This is a genomic window from Gemmatimonadaceae bacterium (assembly GCA_019752115.1).
Taxonomy (GTDB): domain Bacteria; phylum Gemmatimonadota; class Gemmatimonadetes; order Gemmatimonadales; family Gemmatimonadaceae; genus Gemmatimonas.
This window is the reverse complement of the sequence record JAIEMN010000016.1, coordinates 68,387-93,439: the sequence shown is the minus strand read 5'-3', so window position 1 is coordinate 93,439 and position 25,053 is coordinate 68,387. Positions and strand designations below refer to the sequence as shown.

At 67.4% G+C, this 25,053-nt stretch carries 30 protein-coding genes; 8 read left to right on the top strand and 22 right to left on the bottom strand.

Annotated elements, in window-relative coordinates:
• The first annotated feature begins 301 nt into the window (after window positions 1–301).
• Complete coding sequence (locus K2R93_07370) at window positions 302–1,543, top strand: EAL domain-containing protein (protein MBY0489647.1); 1,242 nt, start codon at window positions 302–304, stop codon at window positions 1,541–1,543.
• Window positions 1,544–1,694: 151 nt separating this feature from the next.
• Window positions 1,695–2,063, top strand: coding sequence for a four helix bundle protein (locus K2R93_07365; GenBank protein MBY0489646.1), 369 nt, complete (start codon window positions 1,695–1,697; stop codon window positions 2,061–2,063).
• A gap of 109 nt (window positions 2,064–2,172) precedes the next feature.
• On the opposite strand, the gene K2R93_07360 is transcribed toward K2R93_07365, so the two are convergent.
• Both K2R93_07360 and motA read right to left on the bottom strand, forming a co-directional pair.
• Window positions 2,173–3,045, bottom strand: coding sequence for an OmpA family protein (locus K2R93_07360; protein MBY0489645.1), 873 nt, complete (start codon window positions 3,043–3,045; stop codon window positions 2,173–2,175).
• A 3-nt stretch (window positions 3,046–3,048) separates the two neighbouring features.
• Window positions 3,049–3,906, bottom strand: a complete 858-nt coding sequence (motA, locus tag K2R93_07355) for a flagellar motor stator protein MotA (protein ID MBY0489644.1) — start codon at window positions 3,904–3,906, stop codon at window positions 3,049–3,051.
• A 24-nt stretch (window positions 3,907–3,930) separates the two neighbouring features.
• Between motA and K2R93_07350 the strand changes: the two genes are divergently transcribed.
• Window positions 3,931–4,596: a hypothetical protein gene (locus K2R93_07350; protein ID MBY0489643.1), complete on the top strand. Its 666-nt coding sequence runs from the start codon at window positions 3,931–3,933 to the stop codon at window positions 4,594–4,596.
• Between the two features lie 4 nt (window positions 4,597–4,600).
• On the opposite strand, the gene K2R93_07345 is transcribed toward K2R93_07350, so the two are convergent.
• The 9 genes from K2R93_07345 to K2R93_07305 are packed head-to-tail and all read right to left on the bottom strand — an operon-like array spanning window position 4,601 to window position 11,136.
• On the bottom strand, window positions 4,601–4,891 hold the full coding sequence (locus tag K2R93_07345) for a carbon storage regulator (protein ID MBY0489642.1): 291 nt from the start codon (window positions 4,889–4,891) through the stop codon (window positions 4,601–4,603).
• The gene (gene flgK / locus K2R93_07340; GenBank protein ID MBY0489641.1) at window positions 4,891–6,342 is read right to left on the bottom strand and encodes a flagellar hook-associated protein FlgK; all 1,452 of its coding nucleotides are present in this window, start codon (window positions 6,340–6,342) and stop codon (window positions 4,891–4,893) included. Before flgK ends, K2R93_07345 begins: the two co-directional genes overlap by 1 nt.
• Window position 6,343: 1 nt before the next feature.
• Window positions 6,344–6,904 carry a flagellar protein FlgN gene (locus K2R93_07335; GenBank protein ID MBY0489640.1) on the bottom strand — a complete coding sequence of 187 codons (561 nt, stop codon included), beginning with the start codon at window positions 6,902–6,904 and terminating at the stop codon, window positions 6,344–6,346.
• Window positions 6,904–7,308 carry a rod-binding protein gene (locus K2R93_07330; GenBank protein ID MBY0489639.1) on the bottom strand — a complete coding sequence of 135 codons (405 nt, stop codon included), beginning with the start codon at window positions 7,306–7,308 and terminating at the stop codon, window positions 6,904–6,906. The genes K2R93_07335 and K2R93_07330 overlap by 1 nt, the downstream gene beginning before the upstream one ends.
• Window positions 7,305–8,408: a flagellar basal body P-ring protein FlgI gene (locus K2R93_07325; GenBank protein ID MBY0489638.1), complete on the bottom strand. Its 1,104-nt coding sequence runs from the start codon at window positions 8,406–8,408 to the stop codon at window positions 7,305–7,307. Before K2R93_07325 ends, K2R93_07330 begins: the two co-directional genes overlap by 4 nt.
• 32 nt (window positions 8,409–8,440) lie before the next feature.
• Window positions 8,441–9,112: a flagellar basal body L-ring protein FlgH gene (locus tag K2R93_07320; protein MBY0489637.1), complete on the bottom strand. Its 672-nt coding sequence runs from the start codon at window positions 9,110–9,112 to the stop codon at window positions 8,441–8,443.
• 10 nt (window positions 9,113–9,122) lie between these two features.
• Window positions 9,123–9,626: a flagellar basal body P-ring formation chaperone FlgA gene (gene flgA / locus K2R93_07315; protein MBY0489636.1), complete on the bottom strand. Its 504-nt coding sequence runs from the start codon at window positions 9,624–9,626 to the stop codon at window positions 9,123–9,125.
• A 5-nt stretch (window positions 9,627–9,631) separates the two neighbouring features.
• On the bottom strand, window positions 9,632–10,420 hold the full coding sequence (flgG, locus tag K2R93_07310) for a flagellar basal-body rod protein FlgG (GenBank protein MBY0489635.1): 789 nt from the start codon (window positions 10,418–10,420) through the stop codon (window positions 9,632–9,634).
• 11 nt (window positions 10,421–10,431) lie between these two features.
• Entirely contained in the window at window positions 10,432–11,136 is a 705-nt protein-coding gene (locus K2R93_07305; GenBank protein MBY0489634.1) for a flagellar hook-basal body complex protein, read from the bottom strand.
• Between the two features lie 249 nt (window positions 11,137–11,385).
• On the opposite strand from K2R93_07305, the gene K2R93_07300 reads away from it, so the two are divergent.
• The 4 genes from K2R93_07300 to K2R93_07285 all read left to right on the top strand — a co-directional run bounded on the left by K2R93_07300 (window position 11,386) and on the right by K2R93_07285 (window position 13,792).
• Window positions 11,386–11,628: a hypothetical protein gene (locus tag K2R93_07300; protein MBY0489633.1), complete on the top strand. Its 243-nt coding sequence runs from the start codon at window positions 11,386–11,388 to the stop codon at window positions 11,626–11,628.
• Window positions 11,629–11,636: 8 nt separating this feature from the next.
• Window positions 11,637–12,080 (top strand): PIN domain-containing protein, encoded by a 444-nt coding sequence (locus K2R93_07295; protein MBY0489632.1) that lies wholly within the window; start codon window positions 11,637–11,639, stop codon window positions 12,078–12,080.
• Between the two features lie 350 nt (window positions 12,081–12,430).
• Window positions 12,431–12,676, top strand: a complete 246-nt coding sequence (locus K2R93_07290) for a carboxypeptidase-like regulatory domain-containing protein (protein ID MBY0489631.1) — start codon at window positions 12,431–12,433, stop codon at window positions 12,674–12,676.
• A 9-nt stretch (window positions 12,677–12,685) separates the two neighbouring features.
• Window positions 12,686–13,792 carry a carboxypeptidase-like regulatory domain-containing protein gene (locus K2R93_07285; GenBank protein ID MBY0489630.1) on the top strand — a complete coding sequence of 369 codons (1,107 nt, stop codon included), beginning with the start codon at window positions 12,686–12,688 and terminating at the stop codon, window positions 13,790–13,792.
• Window positions 13,793–13,805: 13 nt separating this feature from the next.
• Here K2R93_07285 and K2R93_07280 read toward each other — a convergent pair whose 3' ends face one another.
• Genes K2R93_07280 through fliQ form a run of 8 tightly spaced genes read right to left on the bottom strand, consistent with a single transcriptional unit; the run spans window position 13,806 to window position 21,073 of the window.
• Entirely contained in the window at window positions 13,806–14,192 is a 387-nt protein-coding gene (locus K2R93_07280; GenBank protein ID MBY0489629.1) for a hypothetical protein, read from the bottom strand.
• Window positions 14,189–14,944: a FliA/WhiG family RNA polymerase sigma factor gene (locus K2R93_07275; protein ID MBY0489628.1), complete on the bottom strand. Its 756-nt coding sequence runs from the start codon at window positions 14,942–14,944 to the stop codon at window positions 14,189–14,191. Before K2R93_07275 ends, K2R93_07280 begins: the two co-directional genes overlap by 4 nt.
• Window positions 14,945–14,979: 35 nt before the next feature.
• Window positions 14,980–15,870: a hypothetical protein gene (locus tag K2R93_07270; GenBank protein MBY0489627.1), complete on the bottom strand. Its 891-nt coding sequence runs from the start codon at window positions 15,868–15,870 to the stop codon at window positions 14,980–14,982.
• A gap of 3 nt (window positions 15,871–15,873) precedes the next feature.
• The gene (locus K2R93_07265) at window positions 15,874–16,770 is read right to left on the bottom strand and encodes a hypothetical protein (protein MBY0489626.1); all 897 of its coding nucleotides are present in this window, start codon (window positions 16,768–16,770) and stop codon (window positions 15,874–15,876) included.
• Window positions 16,763–18,859: a flagellar biosynthesis protein FlhA gene (gene flhA / locus K2R93_07260; GenBank protein ID MBY0489625.1), complete on the bottom strand. Its 2,097-nt coding sequence runs from the start codon at window positions 18,857–18,859 to the stop codon at window positions 16,763–16,765. The genes K2R93_07265 and flhA overlap by 8 nt, the downstream gene beginning before the upstream one ends.
• Window positions 18,856–19,959 carry an EscU/YscU/HrcU family type III secretion system export apparatus switch protein gene (locus K2R93_07255; protein ID MBY0489624.1) on the bottom strand — a complete coding sequence of 368 codons (1,104 nt, stop codon included), beginning with the start codon at window positions 19,957–19,959 and terminating at the stop codon, window positions 18,856–18,858. The genes flhA and K2R93_07255 overlap by 4 nt, the downstream gene beginning before the upstream one ends.
• Window positions 19,960–19,965: 6 nt before the next feature.
• Window positions 19,966–20,784, bottom strand: coding sequence for a flagellar biosynthetic protein FliR (locus K2R93_07250; protein MBY0489623.1), 819 nt, complete (start codon window positions 20,782–20,784; stop codon window positions 19,966–19,968).
• 19 nt (window positions 20,785–20,803) lie between these two features.
• Entirely contained in the window at window positions 20,804–21,073 is a 270-nt protein-coding gene (gene fliQ, locus K2R93_07245) for a flagellar biosynthesis protein FliQ (protein ID MBY0489622.1), read from the bottom strand.
• 292 nt (window positions 21,074–21,365) lie between these two features.
• Between fliQ and K2R93_07240 the strand changes: the two genes are divergently transcribed.
• Complete coding sequence (locus K2R93_07240) at window positions 21,366–22,592, top strand: hypothetical protein (GenBank protein MBY0489621.1); 1,227 nt, start codon at window positions 21,366–21,368, stop codon at window positions 22,590–22,592.
• Here the strand turns inward: K2R93_07240 and K2R93_07235 are convergent.
• From K2R93_07235 to K2R93_07225, 3 genes are read right to left on the bottom strand one after another with little or no spacing between them, the layout of a single operon-like run.
• Window positions 22,567–23,028, bottom strand: coding sequence for a chemotaxis protein CheX (locus K2R93_07235; protein ID MBY0489620.1), 462 nt, complete (start codon window positions 23,026–23,028; stop codon window positions 22,567–22,569). The genes K2R93_07240 and K2R93_07235 overlap by 26 nt on opposite strands.
• A complete protein-coding gene (locus K2R93_07230; protein ID MBY0489619.1) occupies window positions 23,015–23,866 on the bottom strand; it encodes a protein-glutamate O-methyltransferase CheR in 852 nt (283 codons plus the stop codon). The genes K2R93_07235 and K2R93_07230 overlap by 14 nt, the downstream gene beginning before the upstream one ends.
• Window positions 23,863–25,044 carry a chemotaxis response regulator protein-glutamate methylesterase gene (locus K2R93_07225; GenBank protein ID MBY0489618.1) on the bottom strand — a complete coding sequence of 394 codons (1,182 nt, stop codon included), beginning with the start codon at window positions 25,042–25,044 and terminating at the stop codon, window positions 23,863–23,865. Before K2R93_07225 ends, K2R93_07230 begins: the two co-directional genes overlap by 4 nt.
• Window positions 25,045–25,053: the final 9 nt, after the last annotated feature.

The window sequence follows — 25,053 nt, the reverse complement described above, 5'->3', positions numbered from 1 at the left end:
GCGACACCGGGTTCGACGCCGACCCGGCGAGCGTCAGATCGCGCGCCAGCGCCGAATCGACGGCGGCGGTACGCTCCGGGCGATCCCCACAGGCGGCCAGGCCAAGTGCGCCGACTGCGACCAGCGCCAGCGCGCGATGCGCGCGGTGCCGACTGTCACAGATCGGTCGTGCAAGAAGTTGCCGCATAGCAACCCCGATAGTCGAAGGATGGAGTGTCTGACCTCATGACGTCGTACGCCCGTGGTCGGCACGCGTTCCCGATTCCCCGCTCGCCGCCCAATGCCTGTTTCAGACGTCGACGTGACGCCGCCCCCGACGGCGCAGCACGTCTTCATCGCCCGACAGCCGATCTTCGACGCCGCCGATCAACGCGTGGCGTACGAACTGTTGTACCGCGCCTCGGCGGATGCGACCGAGGCGGGCCTGGGGCGCTCGGCGGCGTTCATGTGCAGTGATACCGCGCTCCATGCGCTGCTCTCCATCGGGCTCGACCGCCTGACCGCCGGCACGACCGCCTTCGTGAACATTACCGAAGAGCATCTGCTCGGGGATCTGTACAAGATCTTCGATCCGTCGGCCGTGGTGCTCGAGCTTCTGGAATCGGTGGATGGCACCGCCGCCGTGGTGGATGCCTGCGCGCGTGCGGTAAGCGAAGGGTACACGATCGCCCTCGATGACTATGATGGCCGCGAGTCGCTCGACGCGCTGCTGCCGTTCGCGTCGATCGTGAAGATCGATGTGCTCGACCGCGATCTGGCCGCGCTGGCCCCCACCGTGGAGCGTCTGCGCAAGATGGGGATCGCCGTGCTGGCCGAGCGGGTGGAGACGCGCCCGGCGCTCGCGGCCTGCAAGCAAGTCGGCTTCACGCTCTTCCAGGGCTACGTGTTCAGCCGTCCGGAAACGATGGACGGCCGCGCGGTGCAGGTGCAGCAGGTCACGATGTTCCACATCATGGCGCTGCTCAATGAGCCCAACGTCACCGATCGCGCGCTCGAAGAGGCGTTCCGCAGCCATCCGTCGCTGTCGCTCGCGCTGCTGCGCATCGTGAATGCCGCGGCGTTCGGCGGGCGCGGCGTGGATTCGATTCCCTACGCCATTCGCCTCATCGGTCGCGAAGCGCTGTCGCGCTGGATGCTCATCATGCTCGTGTCGAGCGTGGGCGCGCGGAACCCCGTGACGCACGAAGCCGTCGTCGCCGCGCTGGTGCGCGGGCGCTTCTGCGAAAACATCACCGCCCACGACGCCAGTGGCGATCCGGCGGCGCGCTTCCTCGTGGGGCTCCTCTCCCGCATGGACGCGCTGCTCGGCTTGCCGATGACCGAAGTGCTGGATCGCTTGCCCGTCAAAGAAGACATCCGCGAAGCCCTCCTCGAAGGCACTGGCCCGCACGCGGCGGTGCTGCGCCTGGCGAACGCCTACGAGCAGGCGGAGTGGGCGCTGGTGCACGAAGAGTCGAACGCGGCCGCGCTGGCGGAGCTGGGCGAGATGTACGCGGAGGCGGTGATGTGGGCGGGGGAGCGGCTGTCGTATGTGAAAGGATAACGCTGGGAGACCGCTCGACTGGCTTGGGGGCGGCATCCGCGGGTGGGATGCTGGTTAGTGGCGCTGCTGTTCAGGGGCCAGGGGGGAGGGTTGAGGGGGTGGTGGTACTGCGGGGTGACGGCTTGGTGACGCGGCGGGCTACCATCGGCTCATGCAGAATCATGAGAACCTCCTGGTGTGGCGGCGCTCGCGTGATGTGGCGGTGGAGATTGTGCGCTTGACGCGCTATGTGAACGCGCAGCTTGCGCCGGGCATGAAAAGCCAGCTGCGACGCGCGGCCATGTCGATTCCCGCGAACATCGCGGAAGGGGCCGGAGCCGACTCACCCTTGGAGTTCGCTCGGTATCTGGGGATCGCGATCAAGTCGGCCAACGAGGTATCGAGTCACCTCGCGCTTGTCACGCGTTTACAGCCCAGCTTTCGCGGCATCGAACCGGTCGAACAGGAGCTGGCGGAGATCCGTCGCATGCTGCACGCCCTACGCGCCTATCGCAAACGACAAGGCGGGCAAGCGCGATAGCGCAAGCCCGCCAACAACTCCCCCCTAAACCCTCCCCCCTGGCTCCTAGAATTCAGCGCTTGTAGCCAGCACGGTCAGGCGAGTGACCCCGAGTGCACGTCGAGCGCTCTCAATAATTCCGTCTTATCGGTTGCGTTATCTGGGTCACCAAGCTGTCCTGCTTCTTCGCCGCCAGATCCTCGGCGTTCGCGCCGGCCGGTTCGGGGACGTTGGTGTACGGGAGCAGGATCGAGATGCGACGGTTGGCCGAGGCCATGGGATCGTCGGGAACGCGGGGCTGGGTGGCGCCGAGTCCGCGAACTTCCTGGACGCGATCGGGTGTGAGGCCGGAGCTTTCGAGAACGCGCCGGGCGGCGTTGGCGCGATCGGCGCTGAGCTCCCAGTTGGTGTAGCTCGCGTCTTTGCCGAAGGGCGCGGCGTCGGTGTGGCCTTCGAGGATCACGGGATGGTTCAGCGTGGCGAGCTCGGAGCCCACCAACTGCAGCGCGAGGGCGGTGACCGAATTCATCTTGGCCGAGCCGCTCGGGAAGTACGTATCGCCCTTGTCGCCTTCGACGAGTTCGATGCGCAGCCCCTCCTGCGTGACCTGCACATCCCAGCTGGCATTGAGCTTCTTGAGCGAGTCGTTGGCCTCGAGTTTGGTGAGGATCGACTTGCGCAGCTCTTCAAAGGTGCGCTGTTCGGTGGAGCGCACCATCAGGCGGAGCGGCGTGCGCTGCACGTTCGACGGCGAGGTGCCGGTGGACAGCGGGCTCGAGCCGGCGCCGTAGCCCTTCTTGTAGCCGACGGGATTGGCGAAGTAGCCCTCGATGGCCTGCTTCGTCTTGTCATCCATGCCGAGGATCCACATCACCATGAAGAAGGCCATCATGGCGGTCACGAAGTCGGCGTACGCGACCTTCCATGAGCCGCCGTGGTGTCCGCCACCGCCGACGACCTTCTTCTTGATGATGACGACCTTCTTCCCGCCGCGCGCTGCCATGGGTTAGGCGGCCTTCTTCCGCGTCAGCTCTTCGAGTTCCGTAAAGCTCGGGCGCTCGTGCGGTTCGATGTTGCGGCGCGAGAACTCCACCGCGGTCATGGGCGCATCGCCGCGGGCAAAGCTCAGGAGCGCGGTGCGGATGCAGAGCATGTAGTCATGCTCGGCGTGCAGGCGCGTCTCCATGGCCTTGGCGAGCGGGCCGAAGACACCGTACGCCAGCAGAATGCCGAGGAACGTCCCGACGAGGGCGGCGGCGACCTTTTCACCGATTTCGGAGGCGGCGCCACCGATCGAGCCCATCGTGATGATGACGCCGAGCACGGCGGCCACGATGCCGAAGCCCGGCATGGCGTCGCCGACGGTGGTCACAGCATGCGGCACGAGCATCCCTTCGTGGTGGTGCTTCTCGAGGTCCACGTCGAGGATTTCGGCGAGATTATGGTCTTCGACCGTGCCGGTGAGCAGCACCTTGAGCGTGTCGCAGAGCAGGGACACGGCGTGGTGATTGCCCATGAACGAGGGGTACTTCTGGAAGATGTCGCTGGCTTCGGGGTTCTCGATGTGCGACTCGAGCCCCACGAGGCCGTCCTTGCGGGCCTTCTGGAAGACCTCGTAGAGTACCTGCAGCAATTCGGCGTACGCTTTGGCGCCGTACGGGTTGGGCTTGAGCAGACCGAGGGTCTGCGCCAGAACGCCCTTGAGCACCGCCGGCGGGTTCGCGATGATCAGCGTGCCGATGGCGGCACCACCGAGGATGACGAACTCGTTGGGCTGAATCAGCACCGCGAGCTCGCCGTGGTGCATGACGTAGCCACCGATAACGGCACCGAAGACGATGACCAGGCCGATGATGACGAACACGCGTGCGGTTCCGGAGTGCGAGGAATGAGTTCAGGCGGAGCCCAGCGGTCGGCGGCCGAGATCGGCGCGACCCGCTGGCTTACGGTACATGACGATTTGCTCCGCGCCTTGGCACATGCCGTGAGCAACCGGATGGCCACCGTCGCGGCCACCGCGTCGCTGCTCGAGCACGGGATCACCCCCGAGCCCCGGGTGGCCAGTGGACTGGCCGCCGATGCCCAGCGGATGGAGCGGCTGCTGCAGGCGCTCCGGAATCTTCCGCGTCGCGTGGACGCCGATCCCGAGCCCCTGCTCCTGACTGACGCGCTCGACGGCGCGCAGACCCTCCTCGAGGAGCACCCCGATCTCCGCGATCGGACGGTGGTCATCGAGCCCCTCGGCGATGTCCAGCCGGTCCGGGCGGAACCGGGCGCGGTCCTGCATGCCTGCGCGGTCGTGATTCTGAGCGCCGCGCGCTACACCAGCGCGGGTCGCCCCGTGCGGGTCACGCTCGAAACCCTCGGGGACGAGGTGCGCGTCGCGGCCTTCGGCGACGACGGACCGCACTACGGCGCCGAACAGCTCCGCGAGGAGGACGCGTGCGCGATCGCGTGGCTCCTGGCTGGCCAGGGCGGCCGGGCGGAGAGCCACGCGTCGGGGTGCGCCCTGGCGCTGCCCACCCTGCAGGCGTCGCGACGCCGGCCGGCCTGACATCTCAGTCGCCGGCCGGCTCCGCCGCGGACGGCGGGGCGGGGGGAGCGGTGGGCGGCACCAGCGGCGCCACGGTCGGCGCGCCGAGCGCGCTCAGCCACGACGCATCGGCCGGAGCGGCCGCCGCCTGATTTTCCTGCGCGACCTGCTGCGCGATTTCGCCGCGCAGGATCTTCACGTGCGACGGCGCTTCGATGCCGATCCGCACGCCGTGCCGGTCGCAGGAGACAACGACGATCTTGATGCCGCCGTCGATGAGAATGGAGTCGCCTTCGCGGCGGCCAAGGATCAGCATCAGTTCACCAGGGAGAGCAGCGTCTGCAGCATTTCGTCGGCGACCTTGATCATCTTGGACGCCGCCGTATACGACTGCTGCACGCGCATCATGTTCACGAGCTCTTCGTCGGTATTCACGCCACTGACCGACTGCCGGCGGGTTTCCGCCTGATCGGTGAGGGCGGAGGTGACGGAGGCGCGATCGGTCGATTCGGAGACGGTGCTCCCGAGCCGGGTCATCGCGCCGCGGAAGAACGCCACGAACGAGCCGGTCTCGGTCGCGCCGTTGGCATCGGTCCACGTCACCGTGTTGTTGGCCGAGCGCAACGCGGCGAGGTTCTGCGCCACGCTGTTGTCGCTCGGGCCGTTCGCCGCGCCACTGGCGGCGATCTTGCCGGGATCGTTGGCCACGACGGCATCGAGCCGCATCGTCGCCGCACGCACCGGATTGAGCACCGTGCCCGCGTCGAAGAAGTTGCCGGCGGCGGTGCCGGGAATCGTCGTGCCGTTGAAGGTGTAGCCCGCCGTGTGCGCCGTGTTGACGGCGGTCACGAGCTGCGAGGCCATCGCATCGAGGCGGCCGCGCATCTGCGGGATGTCGGTGTTCAGGACATCCTGCAGCGCCGCGAGCTGGCCGCCCATGTTCGCCACCGGGTCCAGCGTATCGCCGAGCGTAAACGCCACCGGAATATCGGTCGGCGGCGTGGCCGGCAACGGATTCGGCGTGAGCAGCTTGACGTTCAGCTTGGTCGCCGAGGCGCCGTCCACGAGCGTGGAGTTGCCGATCGTGACCGACACGCCGCCGTTGGCCTGATAGATCACCCGCGTGCCCGCGAGCTTCGACAGATCATCGAGCTTGCGGTCGCGGAGATCGCGCAGGTCGTTGTTCGGCTGGCCGTTGCTCTCCGACACCACGATCTCGGCGTTCAGGCTCGCGACCTGCGAGGCCAGCGAGTTGACCTGATCGACCGTGTTGGTGAGGCGCTCGAGGTTCGACGTGCGCTGCTGCGTGAGCGCGGTGTCGTAGTCGTTGAACATCTGCGCCAGCTGACGGCCGCGCTGCTGCACGACCGCGCGGGCGGCCAGGCTGTTCGGCGACGCCGACAGGTCACTCCACGAATTCCAGAACTGATCGAGCGCACTCGACATGCCGGCATCGGTCGGCTCGCCGAAGATGCCTTCGATCTGGCTGGTGAGATCGGCGCGCATCTGCGCTTCGCCATTCTGGCCAGCGGCCGAGCGGAAGGCGTCGTCCAGCAGCAGATCGCGCTTGCGAATGATCGTCTTGATGCTGACGCCCGAGCCGACCTGCCCGTAGGAGAAGCTCGTGGGCGTGTTGGCCTGCAGCACCGCTTCCTGGCGTGAATAGCCCGGCGTCTCGGCGTTGGCGATGTTCTGAGAGATCGTCTGCAGCGCCGTCTGATGCGTCGTGAGGGCGGTGCGGGCGATGCTGAGCAGGCCGAAGCTCATCTTACACCGTCCGGTTGAGGAGCACGCCGCGCGTGCCCGCGGGCACGGCGGTGTGCATGCCTTCGGTGGCGTACGTCGCGGGCGCGGCCGGCGCGCCAACGAGCGTGCGCACATGCTGGTCGGTCGTCGTGAGCGCTTCGCGCAGCAGCTTGCGGTTCATGCCGACTTCGCGCGTGAGCACGTCGGCCGCCTGCTGCAGGCGGAGGCGCGCGTCGCGGAAGCGATCATCGACGAGATCGCCCAGCAGCTCCTCGAGCTCGCGCAGCGTGCACTCCTCGTTGCCGCCGAGGAGCACGTTGAGCTGACGGCGGCGCTGCCGCGCCTGCCCGAGCGTGGCCAGGATGCGGTGCGTGGCGAAGGTGCTGTCGTCCACGCCCTGAATGTCATCGGCGGAGACGGCCGTGCGTTGCCGACGCATCTGCGCGATGAGTTCCTCGAGCAGACGCCGTTCGGAGATCAGCGCGTCGTGCAGGGCACTGAGCAGTGCGGCGCTGGGCGCCCCATGGCGGGTTCCGCCTTCGAGGGACGCGGATTCCTGGGCAAGGAGTGTCGTCGGCGACATCAGTTGGTCGAGGAAGCAGGGTGCGGCGCTGAAGCCTGGGATGCGGCAGCCTGAGCAGGCCCCCGCAGCTGGCGATAGAGCGCCTCGGCGAGGCCGCCCTCCCATTGCTTGGGAGTTTCGGTCGCGAGGTGCTCATCCATGAGCGAAGTGAAGATGTCCTCTCCGGCCCCACCGGTGACGATCCCTTCCTGCTGCGGAACGGTGTCACGCATCGCCTTGAAGAGCTGCTGCACGAACAGGCCCTCTAGCGCTTGGGCGCTCTTCTTGAGCTTCTCGTCGACGACGGGCGCGGACGCGGAGTTTGCGGTGCCGCCGACCGCTGGTGCGGTCGGCATTTTGTTGATGTTCGCGGAGGTGGGCGGCTGCTGCGCAGCGCCGAACGCGGAGGGGAGTCGTGAGATCACCGGACGATGACCTCGGCGGTGATCGCGCCGACTTCACGCAGGGCGGCGAAGATCGCGGCGATTTCGCTGGGGGGCGTGAGCACCGCATGGAGGGCGGTGGCGACACGCTGGACCGGAATGCCCGCCGGGAGCCGTACGCTGCCGGGGATGGCGGCGGTGTCGTTCGGCGCGACCTGGCCGATGGCGAGGGTGATGGCGCCGTGGCTCACCGTGGCCGAGCCCACGATCATGTCGCCACCGGCGACCACCGTGCCGTCCTTCGCATCGATCACGATGCGCGGGCGCGCTTCAGGCTTGATCGAGAGATCGCGGATCTTGGCGAGCGCGAGCGGCTTGGACTGCACCGAATCGGGGATCGTCACCATCACGCTGCCTTCGTCTTCCACCGTGGCGGTCTTGTCGCCCATGGCGGTGTTGATGGCGGCGGCGATGCGCGTGGCGGTGCCGAGGTCGGGTTCCCGCAGGAGCAGGCGCGAGCTGGCGACGATGGCCGGCCGAGGCAGATCCGCTTCGAGCACGCCACCCGTGGGGATGCGCGCCGACGTTTCGTGCGTGGGCTGATAGCGCGTGGTGGCGCCGCCTTCGCTGATCATGAGCGAGCCCTGCGCGGTGGCGAGCGGCTTGCCATTCGGATCGGCGACGAGCGGGGTCATGAAGAGTACGCCGCCCTTGAGGGAGCGCGCGTCACCCATGCTCGAGACGTTGATCTCGAAGCGACCACCCGGGCGGAGATACGGCGACACTTCGGCGGTGACCAGCACCGCGGCCACGTTGCGCATGCGGATGAGATCCGCCGGCACTTCCACGTTGAAGCGGCGCAGGATGTTGATGACGCTCTGCACGGTCGGGCCGGCGGTCTGGCCACCGATCGCGCGGTCGCCCGTGTTGTCGAGCCCGGTGACGATGCCGTAGCCAACCAGGCGCACCGGCACCGCGCCTTCGGCCGACGTGAGGTCGCGGATCTTGATGTCGTTCTGCGCGTGCGCCAGCGACGGCAGGAGCAGCAGCAGGGCGACGGCCACGAGCAGGACCTTGAGGATCTGCCCGATCGTGTGGCCGATGGTCTGCCCGATGGCGTGCGGATGCGACGTGGTGGTCATGGGACGGCTCGCGGAGTGCAGCACAGAGGGGATCACGGCCAGAGGGCGCCGAGGATCTTGGTCAGCATCCCCTGCTTGGGGGTGCCGAGGGGGCCGGGCGAGGCGTAGCCGATGGAGATGTCGGCGACGCGGCTCGATTCGACGCTGTTGCCCGGCGTGATGTCCTGCGGACGGACGAAGCCGGTGAAGATGATGTTCTGCTTGGCCTTGTCGACGTCGACGGCCTTGGTGCCCTTGAGCTGCAGCAGGCCGTTCGGCGCGATGGCGACCACGCGCACGCTCATCTCGTTCTGAAAGCGGTTCTCGCGCCGGGCCTGACCACGCTTGGTCTGGTCGGCGGTGTTGCGGGTGGTGATGCCGACGCTCTTGTTGCTCGATGGCAGCTGCGCATCAGCGGACAGGCCGCGATTGCGCTTGTCGGTGGCGAGATCTTCCTTCACCGCGGTGGAGATCGTGTAATCGTCAATCAGCACCGTGATGATGTCGCCCACGGCGAAGTCTCGGCGGTCACTGACCCAGGACGACCGGACGGTCATCGAGGGCGCGGCGGTTGCGGTGGCTCCGGCCGCTGGCGCGGCCGTCGCTCCGGTGGTGGCGGCCGGGCGCGGAGGCTGCTGCGTGGCGGCTTGCGCGTGCACCAGCGACGTGGCGACGAGCGAGCCGAGCGCGGCGATGGTCAGGAGTCGCGTATGGGAGAGAGTCATCGCTCAGGTCTCAGCGAAGGCGAACAGTGTTCGGCGCGATGGCGATGCCATCGAGTCGGCGAGTGCGATCCAGGCGGACGCCAACCGGCGCGCCGATGGCGGCAGTATTCGTAGCGGTGCCACTGAGCACGAGGCGCACGGGGCCGTCCTGCCAGATGGCGGTGACCGTCGCGCCGCTCGTCACGACCGGCGGCGGCACCACGGCGGGGCTCTTGAGCACTTCGCCCGCGGCAATGGCCCGACGCGTGACCCAGCCGGCGGCGGGGCGCGTGGTGTCGGGGGCGGTCGTCCAGCGCCACACGATGGTCGTATCGCGCAGCGTCCAGTCGCCCTCGGCCAGCGCTTCGCCGGCGGCAAGCGCCCGCGTGGCGACGGCGACGCTCACCTGACGCAGATCGCGCGTGGAGGCGACGGCCCGCGGCGCGTTCTGCGCACGTAGCATCTCCGCCGATGCCACGAGCATCGCCAGGACGGTCGCTGCGCGCAGCAGCCCGGTGGACACCGCGGAACGCATCACGATCACCGCGTGATGTTGTTGGCGATCTGACCCATCTCGTCGGCCTGCTTGATCGCCTTCGAGTTGATCTCGTACGCCCGCATGGCGGCGATCATCTCCACCATTTCCTGCACGATCTCCACGTTGGAGCCTTCGAGTGCGCCCTGTTCGAGCCGGCCCATCCCCTCGTCGCCCGGGAAGCCCACGGTGGGCCGCCCCGACGCGGCGGTGGCCTGCAGCAGGTTGCGCCCCAGCGACTCGAGGCCGCTCGGGTTCGCGAAGCGCGCGAGCTCGATGCGCCCGAGTTCGGTCGGGAGAATGTCGTTGCCGCGCTTCACGCTCACGTTGCCGTTGGCGGAGATCGTGAGCTCGGCGGCGTCGTTCGGAACGCGGATGGGCGGCTGAATGGCGTAGCCTTCGCTCGTCACGAGCAGGCCCTGATCGGAGATCTGGAGCGAGCCGTCGCGCGTGTAGGCCATGTCACCACTCGGCAGCTGCACCTGCAGAAACCCTTCGCCTTCGATGGCGACGTCGAGGTTGCGGCTCGTCTGCTCAAGCGCGCCTTGTTCATGCACGCGCTGCACGCCGGCGAGCTTGGTGCCGCGGCCGACCTGAATGGCGGGCGACGTGTTGGCATTGGGATCGCCGAGGATCTGCGTCCCCTGCACGGTCTGATACAGCAGGTCTTCGAAGTGCGCGCGGCTCCGCTTGAAGCCGGTGGTGTTCACGTTCGCCAGGTTGTTGGCGATGATTTCGGTGCGGGTCTGCTGCGCCATCATGCCAGTGGCGGCGGCGCGGAGGGCCGGATCCATACGAGAGCTCCTTAGACGGGCTTGGCGAGATCGGTCACGGCGATGCCGCGAACCGAATCGATCGTGGACAGGGTCTTCTGGGCGGCACCGTAGCGTTGCAGCACGGAGAGCATGTCGGTCATCGCGGTCATCGCGTTGACGTTCGACTCCTCGACGAAGCCCTGTTTGATGGTGCGCTGTTCAGCGGGGACACTCGTGCGCGTCGCATCGGGTACGAAGCGCGTACCGCCTTCGTGCTGCAGCTTGGACGCGTCCTTCACGGTCTCGAGCTTGAGCCGCTGCTGCGGCTTGCCGTTGACCTTCACGAGGCCGGTGGCATCGATCTCGATGTTGCCCTGGGGCAGCGTGATGGGGCCGCCCTCGCCGAGCACCGGATTGCCCTGTTCGTCCACCAGGCGCCGATCGGCGTCGAGAGCGAAGGTGCCGTTGCGGAGGAACCGGTCGCCGCTCGGGGTCTGCACCACGAAGAACCCATTGCCGTCGACGGCGAGGTCGAGCGGGTTATGGGTCTGCGTGAGATTCCCCTGCGCCTGGTTGAGCGCCGTATCGGTCGTGGCGAGGGCGTTGCCCATCATCCGCGCGAACGGCGTCTCGGCCTTGAATCCCCGGGTGGAGACGTTGGCGAGGTTGTTGGCCAGCACCTGCTGACGCCGCTCCAGCATCTGGAGCGCGGCGGCGGCGCTGGTCATTCCGTTGGTCTTTACAGGATCCGGCATGTCGGGTTCGAAAGAGGGTACACGAACTCGACATGGTGAAAGGCAATGGCCGGGCCAAACTTTCTGGCGCTGCTGCTGTTGAGTTAAGTGGTTGTGGGATATGCGATTACATTTTTGCCACGGACTGCGTACGCGGATTACGCGGTGGGAAATTGTTGCCGGTTTTCCGGTGGCTGGGCGGGGATTGCCGTGGCGGGATGGGGTGGGCAGGAGTTGCCGACTGATGATTGATGCGTTAACATCAGATGCATGCGCACCACACTGGATATCGATTTGGACGTGCTCGACGCCGCGAAGGAGCGGGCGCGGGTGGAGCGGAAGACCACGGGGCAGGTGGTCTCCGAGCTCCTGCGCCGCGCGCTGACGACGCTGGCGGGGCCGTCGGTCGTGCGGGAAGCGCCGGCGGTCTACGGGTTTCGCCCGTTTCCGGCGGGCGAGCGCGTGGTGACCAACGCGCATATCGACGCGCTGCGCGAAGACGACGCGTACTGAGGCAGCACGTGGCCGCCGCGCGCCGATCGCTGTTGGACGTGAACGTCCTCATTGCGCTGCTGGATGCGTCGCATGTGTCGCATGTTGCCGCGACTACGTGGTTCGCGAAGGCGGGCGGCGACGGCGGGTGGGCGTCGTGCCCGATCACGCAGAACGGCTGCATCCGCGTGATGTCGCAGCCGACGTATGCGAATCCGCATCCGGTGGCGGCGATTGCCGAACGGTTGCGCGAGGCGGTCGCGACGCCGGCGCACCAGTTCTGGCCCGATGATCTCTCACTGTTGGCCAGCACGCGCGTGGACTTTTCGCGCATTCACGGCGGACGTCAATTGACCGACGTGTACCTGTTGGCACTGGCGGTCGAGCGCGAGGGGCAGCTGGTGACGTTCGATCGCGCTGTACCGCTGGCGGCGGTGGCGGGAGCGACGACGGAGCACCTGCTGGTGCTCTGAGCCGAGCGGGTGGGCCGCGTATCGGACTCCCGACTTGGGACTTTGGACTCCGGACAACTATGGAGTTGGGAGTCGGGATTCTGGTCGGACGATCGGGGTCGGCTTGCTGGGGGGTGGAGCCTGCTGCGCTCCGCTATTCAGAGTGTCCGTGTTGGCGCTTCGCGCGGCGCACGGACGATTGGTGATGACGGAGCGCAGCACATCCTCGCCCCGGGCAAGCCGACCCCCACCTCCGTTCCCGATCCCGATTCCCACCGTCCATAGATGTCCGTAGACCGACGTCCGAGTCGGGCCTCTTCGCAGGGACGATCGACATTGCTGCCGCCGCGACCGAGGGGTACGTTCGCTCCATGTCCCGTCCAGCAATGCAATGGCTCCGCGCGCACAGCGCGCTGATGTGTTTCGTCGCGGCTGGACTCTGTCCGCCGCTGAACGCCGTGCACGCCCAGCCCGTGGTAATTACTGGACTGGCGTACGACAGCCTCCACACACGCCCGCTCGCCGGTGCGTTGGTGACAATCGAAGGCACGGGGCGCAGTGCGCTGAGTGATGCGAACGGACGCTTTCGCTTCGACAGCGTGGCGGCAGGGAGTTAACGGCTGACGGTGCAGCACGATGCGTTCGACGCGATCGGGCTCAATGGGGCGTCGCGCGCGGTGCGGGTTGTGCGTGAGGACATTCCTGTGGTGCTGGCACTCCCGAGCTTCGCCACGCTCTGGTCACGGCTGTGCGGCTCCACGGCACCGGCGCACGACACGCTGCTGGTGTTTGGCAGTGTGCGGCTCGCGGCGGGCGATACCGTGAGTCGCGCATCGCTCGTGGGCACGGGCGAATGGATCGAGCTCAGCGGAAAGGGGAAGTCGCTGGCCGACATCGGGCAGCGACGATTGCGCCGCGAGGCGAGCGTGGACACCAGCGGAAGCTATGCGCTCTGCGGATTACCGATGGGGGTGCCGCTCACACTGGCGTTTGCGGCGTCGGCCAACGACTCGCTGCGGCGGGTGGCGATCACCATGGCGCCGACGACGGAGCGCGTGGCGCGGCAGGACATCGTGCTCCCGAGTGGCGGCGCGGCGCGCGCGGCGCTCGGCGTGCTGCGCGGCGTGGTGCGTAATGCTCGGGGCGCAGGGATCGCTGGCGCGAGCGTGACGGTCGGTGAGTTCGAAGGGGTGCGCAGCGACGATAGTGGCCGCTACGTGCTGCGCGGCATTCCGGAGGGTACGCACCAACTCGAGGTGATGGCGATCGGCTATCAAGTGGCATCGCGACCGGTGGTCATCGACGCCACCTCACCAGCCGTGATCGACGTATCGCTGAGCGCGGTCACGCGCCTCGAGGCGATCAAGGTCGAAGCAACGGTGCTCGCCGAGCGCACGAGGGCGATTGAAGAGCGCATCAGAGCAGGCTTCGGCTATCACCGGGATTCGACCGTGATGCGCGACTTCCCAGGCGTTCCCGAGGTGCTCGACAGCATTCCCGGCGTTCGCATGCGGCGAGTGGGTACACGCGTCGTGGTCAGTGGGCCGTGCCCGAACTGGGACATCCGCATTGATGGTATCCCCGGCGACACGGACGATCTGCGCGCGCTCGATCCTCGCGATGTGGCGATGATGGAGGTGTATACGCGCAACCCGCCGAGCGAACTGATGACCGGTCGCCGTGGCTGTCCGCTGCTCGTCTGGACCAAACGCGGACTGGGGCGCCAGCACTAGCGCCCCACCCGTACTACCGCGCCGGCGCCAACTCCAGCAGCATCGCCACCGCATCGAGCGGCAGCCCGGTCCGGTGCGCAATCTCCACCGGCGCCGCCCCGCTCGCGGCGAGCGCCTGTACGGCCTTGGGGGTGCGCGCGCTGCGGCCACTGCGGAGCGTGATCACCGGTGGCGCGGCGGCCGCGGTGCGGCTGCGGCGGGCCCGGCGATCGATCATCACGCCGCGCAGCCACGACGCGAGGGCGGCGAAGACCAGGGTGCCGATCACGCCACCGGCCGCGAGTACCCGCTGCCGCGGCGAAATGGCCGGCGACATGAGCCAGGCGCCCGCGACCAGACCAACCGCCGTCACGCCAACGAGCAGCGCGGCGATCTTGAGACTCTGCATCAGCGCCTTCATGCGACGGTCTCCCGCAACGGGCGGAGTTCCACGCGCAGCTTGCTGAGCGCCTTGCTCCGGATCTGCGACACGCGCGATTCGGTCAGCTCGAGCACCTTCGCGATCTCGTGGAGCTTGAGTTCCTCGAAGTAATAGAGCGAGAGCACCACGCGCTCCTGCTCCTTGAGCCGCATGATGGCGTCCTTCAGGTGCGACACTTCCTGTTCGTGCGTCAGCGCCTCTTCCACGCCGTTCGACTCGTCGCTGGTCAGCGTTTCGGCGGGGACCGGCGACGCATTCTCCCGCTCGCCCGGGGCGCGATCGAGCGGAATCTGATTCGCGCTTTCCACGTCGGCCTGCCAGCGCCAGAGCGTTTCGAGATCCACGCCCAGCGTGGCCGCGAGCTCGCGATCTTCGGGGGCGTGACCGTGTTCCTTCTGGAACGCTTCACGGGCGGCCGCAATCTCGCGCGTCTTGCGGCGAATCGACCGCGGCACATGGTCCTGCTTGCGCAGTTCGTCGAGGATCGCGCCGCGAATGCGGGGCGCCGCGAACGTACTGAAGGCGAGGCCGCGGGTGGCGTCGAACCCTTCGAGGGCGGTCATGAGGCCGATCGTCCCGGCGCTCACGAGTTCATCGAAGTCGGCGCGCACGGCCAGCGTGCGCGACACCTGACGGGCCACATGGTGCACCAGACCGAGATGCTCTTCGAGGAGTCGATCACGGGCGGTCTGATTACCGGCCTGATACGCTTGCCAGAGCTGGGCGTTCATGGCGACGGATCCGAGGGGAGTAGCGAGGGACACAGTCAGGCACCGATGCGTGAGGAGGGTCGGGCGGCCAGCACATCCATCACCACCGCGTGGGCGGCGAGAGCGGCGGGCGATCCGGCGGCGGCATCCGGGAACGGCATGCCGGCGCGCAGGGCGGCGTCGAGCGTGGGGTCGGCCGGCACGGCGCCAGCCTGGCGCAGTGACATTCCGAGAAACTGTCGGGCCCCAGCATCGATGGCCTCGAAACAGCGGGTGGCGTCTGGCCCCTCGTGCCGATTGACGAGTACCTCCGTCGGAAGGGCACCATGACGCGCGTGTACAGCCTTGATGAGCGCATACGTGGACGCGAGGGCAATCGGATCGTGCCCGCCGGCGACGGCGAGCATTCGCTCACCGGCGTGGGGTGTTACAGATCCGAGCACGGCATCCAGGCGTGACCCGGCATCCATCACCACGAGGTCCATGCCTTCACCGAGCATACTGACGCGCTTCATGCATGCGCGGCGTTCGGCACTCGTGAGTGGTGTGGCGTCGTCACTGAGACGCGCCGGGCCACCGGCCACCAGCGTCAGCGTGGCGGTGATGGGGGTGATCACGTCCAGCGGCGCGGCCTTGCCGCCGCGCAAATCCATCCAGCTCGCGCGCGGCGCCACGCCAAACGTCATCGCGAGCGGACCCAGCAGGTCGTCGGTATCCACGAGCAGCACGCGGAAGCCATCACCGGCCGCCGTGGCGGCGAGCAAGGCCGCCAGCAACGAGGTGCCGCTGCCACCACGTCCGCTCGCGCAGAGAATGGTGGGCACGCCATCCGCCGTGCCACCGCCCACGAGTCGCATGGCCGCACGCACACCTTCCGCCTGCGAACGGGCGGCGGGCGCGGTGGCCGCGAGACTGCGGGGAGGGGTGAGGATCATCGGAGCAGCCATGGGTTACGCAGGCATCCAATCGGGTTCCGCATCGGCCGAGAGCCCCCAGCTCCGAAGCAGGCGGGGCACGCCCGCGCCGAGATCGGCGGGCACGTCCTGCCCATCGGCGATCCAGCGCGTGGGCATGCCGAGCGACAGCGCGAGATCGGCGACGCCAGTTTCGCGCGGGACTTCATCGAGCTTGGTGATGAGCAAGTGCGTGGCCCCGCGATGCGCACTGCCGCGCGCCGACTTGGCGGCGCCGTAGTTGCGGCCGATGTCCACCGCGAGATCGGCACGCAATGAGGCGGGGAGCACGAGATGCACTTCGTCGGGGTTCATGCGGTCGAGCAGCGAGCGCCACCGTTCGGTGAGCTCGGCCTTGTTCGGGCTTCGCCCCGGCGTATCGACGATGATCACGTCGCACTGCGCCGACAGGCGCTTCATCGCGGCGTCCACTTCCTTCTCGTCGTAGACCACTTCAAAAGGCACGTCGGCGAGATCGGCATAGGTCGCGAGCTGCTCCATGCCCCCCACGCGATAGGTGTCGATGGTCAGCAGGCCGCAGCGGCCCGCGCCAAAGAGCCCGCGCTTGACCGCGAGCTTGGCCGCCGTCGTCGTCTTGCCGGCTCCGGTCGGACCGACGAGCGCGATGCAGAAGGGCGTGCCGTCTGCCTTGCGCAATGTGGCCGGGAGCGGGGCCGGCGTGAGCCGCGCGCGCACGCCGTCGATGGATGCACTGGGCGCCGCGAGGACTTCCACCATCGGCACGCCGCCTTCGCGGACGGTGCGCGTGTGCAGAATCATGACATCGTCGCCCAGGGTGCGACGCGCGCGCTCGGAGACGCGCGAGAGATCGGCACCACGGAAACGTTCAGCTTGCGGATGGCTCATGGAGTGGGCGAGGAGGATATCAGCCATGGGTCATCTCCCACGTGGCAACGCTGCTGAGGGTGATCTGCGCCGGCAGTTCGGCGAGCGAAACCACCGGGAGGCTCGGCAGCACCGGTTCGATCAGGCGCCGCACGCCAACACGCAGCGACGGCGGCGTGATGAGCGGCAACGGACGGCCATCCACCGCATAGGTGGACGCCAGGTGATTGAGTTCACGCAGCAGCCCGGCGAGGAGCTCCGGCGTGAGCATCGGCGCGTTCGGTTGCGACTGCCGCGGCGAGAAGAGGCCGAGCAGCGCGCTCTCGAGACGCGACCCGATCGTGATGCCGCGCACGCTGCCGGTCTGGTCGGCGAACATGCGGGCGATGACGTTGGTGAGTGCCTTGCGGACGAGTTCCGTGAGCGCCTCGGGATCCTTGGTGCTGTCGGCGCCATCGCCGAGCGCTTCGAGGATCGTGACGAGGTCGCGAATGGGGACGCGCTCGCGGAGCAGGCGCTGGAGTACGCGGTGCAGCACGCTGAGCGACACCTTGCCGGGGATGATCTCCTCCACGAGCGCGGGGTGCGACTTCTTGAGCGTCTCCACCATCTCCTGCACTTCCTGCCGGCCGAGGAGATCGGCGGCGCTGTTCTTGAGCGTCTCGAGCAGGTGGGTGGCGACGACCGTGGTCGGTTCAACGACGACATAGCCGAGCGCTTCCGCTTCCGACTTGCGCGCGCTGTTGACCCACTTGGCCGGCATGCCGAAGCTCGGGTCCACCGTTTCCATGCCATCGATCTCGGCGACCACGCCACCGGTGTTGAGCGCCATGACAAAGCGCGGCAGCACTTCGGCGCGGGCGACTTCGGAGCCGCGCAGCTTGATGACGTACTCGTTGGCGGGGAGGCTGATATCGTCGCGAATGCGGATGGGCGGCACGAGGATGCCGAGTTCCACCGCCGCCTGCTTGCGCAGCAGGGAGATGCGTTCGAGCAGGTCGCCGCCCTGGCCCGCGTCGATGAGCGGAATGAGCGCATAGCCCACTTCGAGTTCGAGCGGATCGATCTGCAGCAGATCGCGCATCGGATCGGCGGGCGCCGGCGCTTCCACCGCTTCCACGGGGGTGCTGGTGAGCGCGGCCATGGCCATCCGCGACTTCTCGGCCTTCTCGGCCACCTTGCCCAGCGCGATGGCCCCGGCGGCGAGCGCCGCAAAGGGGAACATCGGGACGGCCGGGACGAGCGCGAACGCGCCGAGCACGCCGGCGACGATGTACATCGCACGCGGGTGCCCGCCGAGCTGCTTGCCCAGCACCGTGCCCATCCGGTCGGTGCCGGTCGCGGCGGTGACCATGAGACCGGCGGCGGTCGAGATGATCAGCGCCGGGATCTGCGACACCAGACCATCACCAACCGTAAGGATGGTGTACGTCGCACCGGCCTTGCCGAGCGGCATGCCGCGCTGCACGACGCCAATGAAGATGCCGCCGAGGATGTTCACGACGAGGACGAGGATGCCGAGGATGGCATCGCCCTTCACGTACTTGGAGGCACCGTCCATCGCGCCGTAGAAGTCGGCGGTGCGCGCGATCTCGTCACGGCGGGTTCGGGCTTCCTTTTCGTCGATCAGGCCGGCCGACAGGTCGGCGTCGATGGCCATCTGCTTGCCGGGCATCGCATCGAGGGTGAAGCGCGCCGCCACTTCGGCGATACGCCCGGCACCCTTGGTGATGACGATGAAGTTGATGCCCAGCAGGATGAGGAAGATGACGATACCGACGGCATAGTTGCCGCCGATAACGAAGCTGCCGAACGCCTGAATGACGCGCCCCGCGTGCGCTTCCGTGAGGATGAGGCGCGTGGAGCTGACGTTGAGGCCGATACGGAAGAGCGTGAGGAGCAGGAGCAGCGCGGGGAAGCTGCTGAAGTCGAGCGGATTGGTCGTGGACAGCGCCACGAGCAGCACGGCGAGTGACGCGCCGATGCTGGCCGCGAGGCAGAGGTCGAGCAGCGCCGGCGGGAGCGGCACGATGATGAGCGCGAGCACCAGCACGACGGCCAGCGCCAGCGCCACATCGGCGCGCTTGCCCGGCGCCACGGCGCCGGCATTCGGAATCGGCAGTGCGGCGGACGTCATGCGGCCATCTCCGCCGTGCCACGCCAGGCCTTCCCGAACTTCTGCCGCTGACGCATCACGAAGGCGAGGACTTCAGCGACCGCGAGGTACATCTCGACGGGGATCATCGTGCCCACCTTGACGACCTTGATGAGCGCCCGGGCGAGCGGCTTGTTCTCGATGACGGGGACACCATGCTGAAACGCGAGCTCCTTGATGCGTTGCGCGATCTTGCGTTCACCCAGCGCGACGACGTACGGCGCGGGGGCGACATTGGGGTCGTACTTGATGGCAATGGCGATGTGCGTCGGGTTGACGATCACGACATCGGCCTTGGGCACGGCGGCGAACATCGCGCGACGGATGCGCTCACGCGCGATCTGCCGGCGACGTCCCTTCATTTCCTGATTGCCTTCCGACGCCTTCGCCTCTTCCTTGACCTCCTGCTTGGTCATCTTGAGGTCTTCGAAGGTCTTCCACTTCTGGAATCCGTAGTCGGCGGCCGCGAGGACGAGGAACATCAGCCCGGCGTTCTTCATGAGCGCCATGCCGTAGCGTTCCACGAGTGACATCAGCGCCATCGGGCTCGCGTCGAGCACGAGCGCCTGAATGTCGGGCCACGCGTTGCTCAACGTCGCGTACACGGCCCAGCTCACGATGCCCATCTTGGCGAGCGCCTTGAACAGCTCGGCGATGGACTGCGTGCTGAACATGCGCCCGAGGTTGTTCATCGGATTGAGGCGCTCGAACTTGGGCGCGAGCGGCTTGGCGGTGAGCAGGCCACCCGTCTGGAGCGCCTGCACGCCAATGGCGATCACGGCCATCGCCCCCATCATCCCGACCATCGCGATGATGGTGCGGGTGGACAGGGCCTGGAGCCACGTGATCATCGATACGCCTTCGTGTGAACCGTCGCCCGAGGTCGCGAGGAGCTGCCCCATGGTGGCCAGGAGGAAGTCCCACAGCGCCTGGCCGGCGAACGACATCACCATGAGAAAGCCGAGCAGGAACGCCGCGGTGTTGAACTCGGCGCTCTTGGCGATCTGGCCTTTCTCGCGGGCTTCTTCGAGGCGTTTACCGGATGGGTCTTCGGTCTTTTCGCCGGATTCGTTTTCTGCCATGGCTCGTCAGCGCCTCCCCGCCGGCGCGGGGGCCACCTGGGCCGCCCGCGCAAAACTGTCGAGGTGCTGCTGATACGCGGGCGCCCAGTCGCCGAGCGCGCGCACAAGCAGGCCGAGCGAACCGGCCAGCGTGAGCAGGCCGATCCCGATCTGCAGCGGGAAGGCGATGCTCATGATCTCCAGCTGCGGCGCCGCGCGACCAAGGATCGACAGGGCGATGTTGGCGAGCAGGATGGCCGCGATGACCGGCGAGGCGAACTGCACGCCGGTCGCGAAGATGGTGCTCGCACTCTTCACGAGTGCGAAGAGCCCGGCGCCGATGTGAATCGGCGCGCCGAGCGGGAAGATGGAGAAGCTCTGGCCGACGGCCTGGAGCATCAGGAGGTGGCCGCCGGTGCTCATGAGAATCACGAGCGAGAGCACCTGCATGAAGGCGGCGAGGATCGAGCCCTGGGTGTTGTTGACCGGATCGAAGATCGCGGCGCCCGAGAGGCCGATCGTGGTGGTCATGAGTTCACCGGCGAACTCGGCGCCGGCGATCGTGAGCGCCGCCGCGAGGCCGAAGGCCATGCCAAGCGCCGTTTCGGTGAGGAAGCTCGCGGGGGTGATGGCGAGACCGACCTGATTGGCGCTGGCCATCCCGGTCGGCAACAGCAGCACCGCGAAGAGCACCAGCAGCGCGGTGCGCAGGCGCATCGGGACCTGCTTGGACGACCACGCGGGCGCGACGAGCAGCAGCCCGCCCACGCGCAGCGCCACGAGCACGGTGGCCGTGGCGACGCCGGGGGCGAAGAAGTCGGGGAAGCCGCTCAGGATGCCGTTCACGACGGGCGTCCGGATCCGATCAACCGACCATCGCGGGAATACCGCGAATGATCTGGGTGGTGAACTTCATCAGGATCTGGATGAGCCAGGGGAGCCCGACGATGAAGGCGCCGCCCACCAGGACGAGCTTGGGGACGAACGAGAGCGTCTGCTCCTGGATCTGCGTGACCGACTGGATGATGGACACGACCAGCCCGACGCCCATGGCGATGAGCAGCAGCGGCGCGGCGACCATAAGAGCGGTCAGGATCGCGTCGCGGCTGAGGTCGATGACGAGTTGATGGGACATAGGTCGGTCTGGGGTGGAATTGCCGAGCACGGATAAAGCAGGAGAGGTGCCAACTGGCTTCGGCGCCTTCCGTGATGGCTAAGTGGTTTACTGGGTTGGGTTTATCAGAAGTCAGAGGGGAGGGGTTAGGGGGAGGAAACGGCCTCACACCTTGAGAGGCGGCAGGGATTGCCGGGTTGGAAATGCCGTACTCTGGGGTGGGGTTTGGGGTTGTTGGGTTTTGGGACCCATTCCTTGGGATTTTGTAGTCCCCTATTGTGAGTTTTTCCTGTGGGTCCCAGATTATGGGACTATGAATTCCCTTCAGACCAATCCCTTCATCATCGGATTTCCGGCGGAGGGCGGGCACTTCGCGGACCGCGTGGCGGAGCTGCGGCGGATCGTGGTGGCGCTGACGGATCCGGCGTCGCGGCTGGTGGTCTATGGCGACCGGCGGCAGGGGAAGACCTCGGCGATTCTGGCGGCGGCGGCCGCGGCGCGCGCCAATGGCGAGAACGTCGCGCTGGTGGATCTGGCGAAGGTCACATCCATGGAAGCGGCGGCGCAGCGCGTGCTGGACGCGGTGCATCGCGAGCTTGGGCGCCGGTGGACGGATACGGCGGTGCGCCTGATTCAGCGCATGCGCAATGCGCAGGTATCGATCACGACCACGGCGGATCCGGTCACGGGAGCGCCGAGTGTGTCGTTCAGTGTGCTCCCGCCGCTGCAGGCCGCGGCCGCGGCGGTGCGGCCGGGGCAGGTCTTTGCCGACGCGCTCAACGCGGTGGAGGAGGAGCTGCGCGAGCGCGGCGAAACGCTGGGGCTCGCGCTCGACGAATTTCAGCGCCTCGCGCGGTGGGACCCTGAGATCGACTGGCTGCTCAAGGGCACGCTCGAGTCGCACCGGCGCATCAGCTACGTGCTCGCGGGGTCGGAGAAGAGCCTGATCGAGCAGATGCTCGACGCCAAAAAGGCCGGGCTCTGGAAGGTGGCGGAGATTCTCGATCTGCAGCCGATTCCGGTCGACCTGTTCGCGCCGTGGATCACCGAGCGCGCCGCCGCGAGCGGCGTGGTGATCCCGGATGCCGTGGCCCGGCACGTGGTGCAGGTCGCCGGGCCGCGTACGCGCGACGTGGTGCAGCTGGCGCGCGTGTTGTGGGATGTGCTCCCCGACGACACGGCGGCCACGGCCGATGATGTGGCCACCGCGCTTGGTGTGCTGGTCACCGAGCAGAGTGCGCTCTATCTGCGCGCGTGGGAGCGGCTCGAGAGCGACGCGCATCGCACGCTGCTGGTGCTCATGGCGCACGACCCGCACGTGGAACCCACCGGCACCGACACGCTGCGCCGGTGGCCGCTCAAGCCCAAGAGCACGATGGCGCGCATCGTGACCCAGCTGATCGACGCGGAGCTGGTGCTGCGCGACGCCGAGGGGGCGTACCGTTTCGACGATCCGTTCTTCCGGCGCTGGATCGAAGTGAACGTCTTCCCCGACTTCGGCTTCGCGGTGCCGTCTACGTCGTCCGCTCCAGCATCGTAACGACGACCAGTTCGCCGTCGGCGCGATAGGTGGCGCGGCGCACCACCGAGGCCCCAGGAAGTCGCAGGCGATAGTCCGCGCCTTCCACCACCACCGGCAGCCCCAGGCGGCACGGCTCGGGGAGCAGGGCCTTGATGTTGCCGCCGGTCATGTTGGTCAGTTCGCCGAGGGCATCCTGCAAGTCGGCCACGCTGACATCGCCATGCTCAAGCGAGAACATGTGCTGCGCGGCGTGGCGCGCCATGCGGTCGGAGCACTGCACGGCCACGGCGCCATCCCACGCGCCGCCAATCTGCACGACGCCGGCGTACGTGTGTTCACTCACCGGGTCGTGGCCCAGCGGTTGGATGGTGTCGTCGGGCTCGACGACCATGCCAAGCATGCTCTCCCAGACCGAGGCGACGATGCCATCGATGGCGGCATCAAGCTGCTGCATAGGCCCTCCCGGCGGTGCCGGCGGCGCTCACCTGACGGTAGGCGATCCCCTTGTCGATCTGCACGCGCTCGTACTGATCGTCGAGTCCCATGGTCGTTTCGGCACCGCCCAGCATGAGATATCCGTGCGGCGCGAGCCGCTGTCGAATGTTGGTGAGGATCTTCTTCTTGGTCGGAATATCGAAGTAGATCAGCACATTCCGGATCATCACCAAGTCGAGTGGCATCATGGTGGGCCACGCTTCGATGAGGTTGAGTTCGCGGAAGTCGATCTGATTGCGCAGCTCCTCGCGGATGATCCACTCGGTGCCATCCTTCGTGAAGTACTTCACGAGGAGCGGCGCCGGCAGCCCGCGGTTGACCTCGAGCTGACCATACCGGCCGCTGCGCGCTTTCGCGAGCACGGCATTCGACAGGTCGGTGGCGAGGAATGACACCTTCCACGTGGCGAGCTCCGGGAAGTGCTCCTTGAGGAGCATCACCATGGAGTACGGCTCCTGCCCCGTGCTCGCCGCGGCACACCAGATGTTGAGCTGTCGGGTGAGCGCCTTCTTCGCGATGAGCTCCGGCAGGATGTGCTTGCGCAGCGCATCGAACGGATGGATGTCGCGGAAGAAGCTCGTCTCGTTGGTGGTCATCGCCTCCACCGTCTGCCGATGCATCGTACCGAAGCTGTTGGCCGCCATGGCGTCGATGAAATCATCGAGCGTATTGAAGCCATGCACCTTGGCCAGCGGCAGCAGGCGCGATTCGACGAGATACTCCTTGCCGGCTTCGAGCACGATGGCACTGCGGGTGAGTACGAGCTGACGCACGTACTCGAACGTTCGGGCGGTCATCGCCATGGGGCACCTGCTGACGCGGCGAGGGAGGGGGATGGAGCAGTGGAGAGGACCGGATGGAGCACGCGGGCGATGATGCTGGGCGCCACCTGCGGCAACGGGAGGACGGCGTTGGCAATGCCGGCCTTGGCCACGAACCCGGGCATCCCCCAGACCACGGAGCTGGCTTCGTCCTGCGCCAGCACGCCGCCGCCGGTGTCGTGCACGAGCTCACAGCCCCGCAGGCCATCCTGCCCCATGCCGGTCAGGATCACCGCCAGCACCTGCGCGCCGTAGCACTCCACCACCGAGCGCATCATCACATCGACTGATGGTCGGCAGGAATTCTCCGGCGGGGCCTGCGTGAGCGTGGCGATCACTTTGTCCTCGACGCGTTTGAGTACGAGATGATGATCGCCGGGGGCGACCCACACGGTCCCGGGGCGAATCACATCCCCTTCCTGGGCCTCACGGACGGGGACCCGTGAGAGATTGGACAAGCGATCCGCCAGCAGACGCGTGAACATCGGCGGCATGTGCTGCGTGATGACCACCGGCACCGGAAAGAGGGCCGGCAACTTCGGAATGACCTCGATCAGCGCGTTCGGCCCACCGGTGGAGCTACCGATCGCGACGACGCGCGGCGCGAGCGGCGAGAGCGGCGTTGGTGCCAGGTCGAACGCGCCGGTCAGTCCAGTGAGCGGTCGCGCCGCCGGCGCTGCCGCCGTGGGCGCGGTGGTACGCGGGACCGCCGCCGGTGCGGCCAATTGGGCCGCCTGCGCGAGAATCCCGGCGCACAACCCTTTGATCTTCGGAATCAGCTCGTCGCGAATGCGCTGCTGCGCCACCGTGACGCTGCCGACGTTCGCCGGCTTGGTGACGTAGTCCGTGGCGCCCCGTGACAATGCTTCCAGCGTGGACTGCCCACCACGCTCGGTGAGCGTGCTGAACATGATCACCGGCATGGTCGTCCATGTTTTCCGGATCTCACTGATCGTGGTCAGCCCATCCATCTCGGGCATCTCCACGTCGAGCGTGATCAGGTCCGGTGTGAGCTGCGTGATCTTCTGCAGCGCAATCCGGCCGTTGGCCGCCGTGCCCACCACGTCGATCTCCGGATCGGCGGCCAGCACGTCGGTCACCATGCGCCGGACAACGACCGCATCGTCCACGACGAGCACCCGAATACGACGCATGGAGCGGTC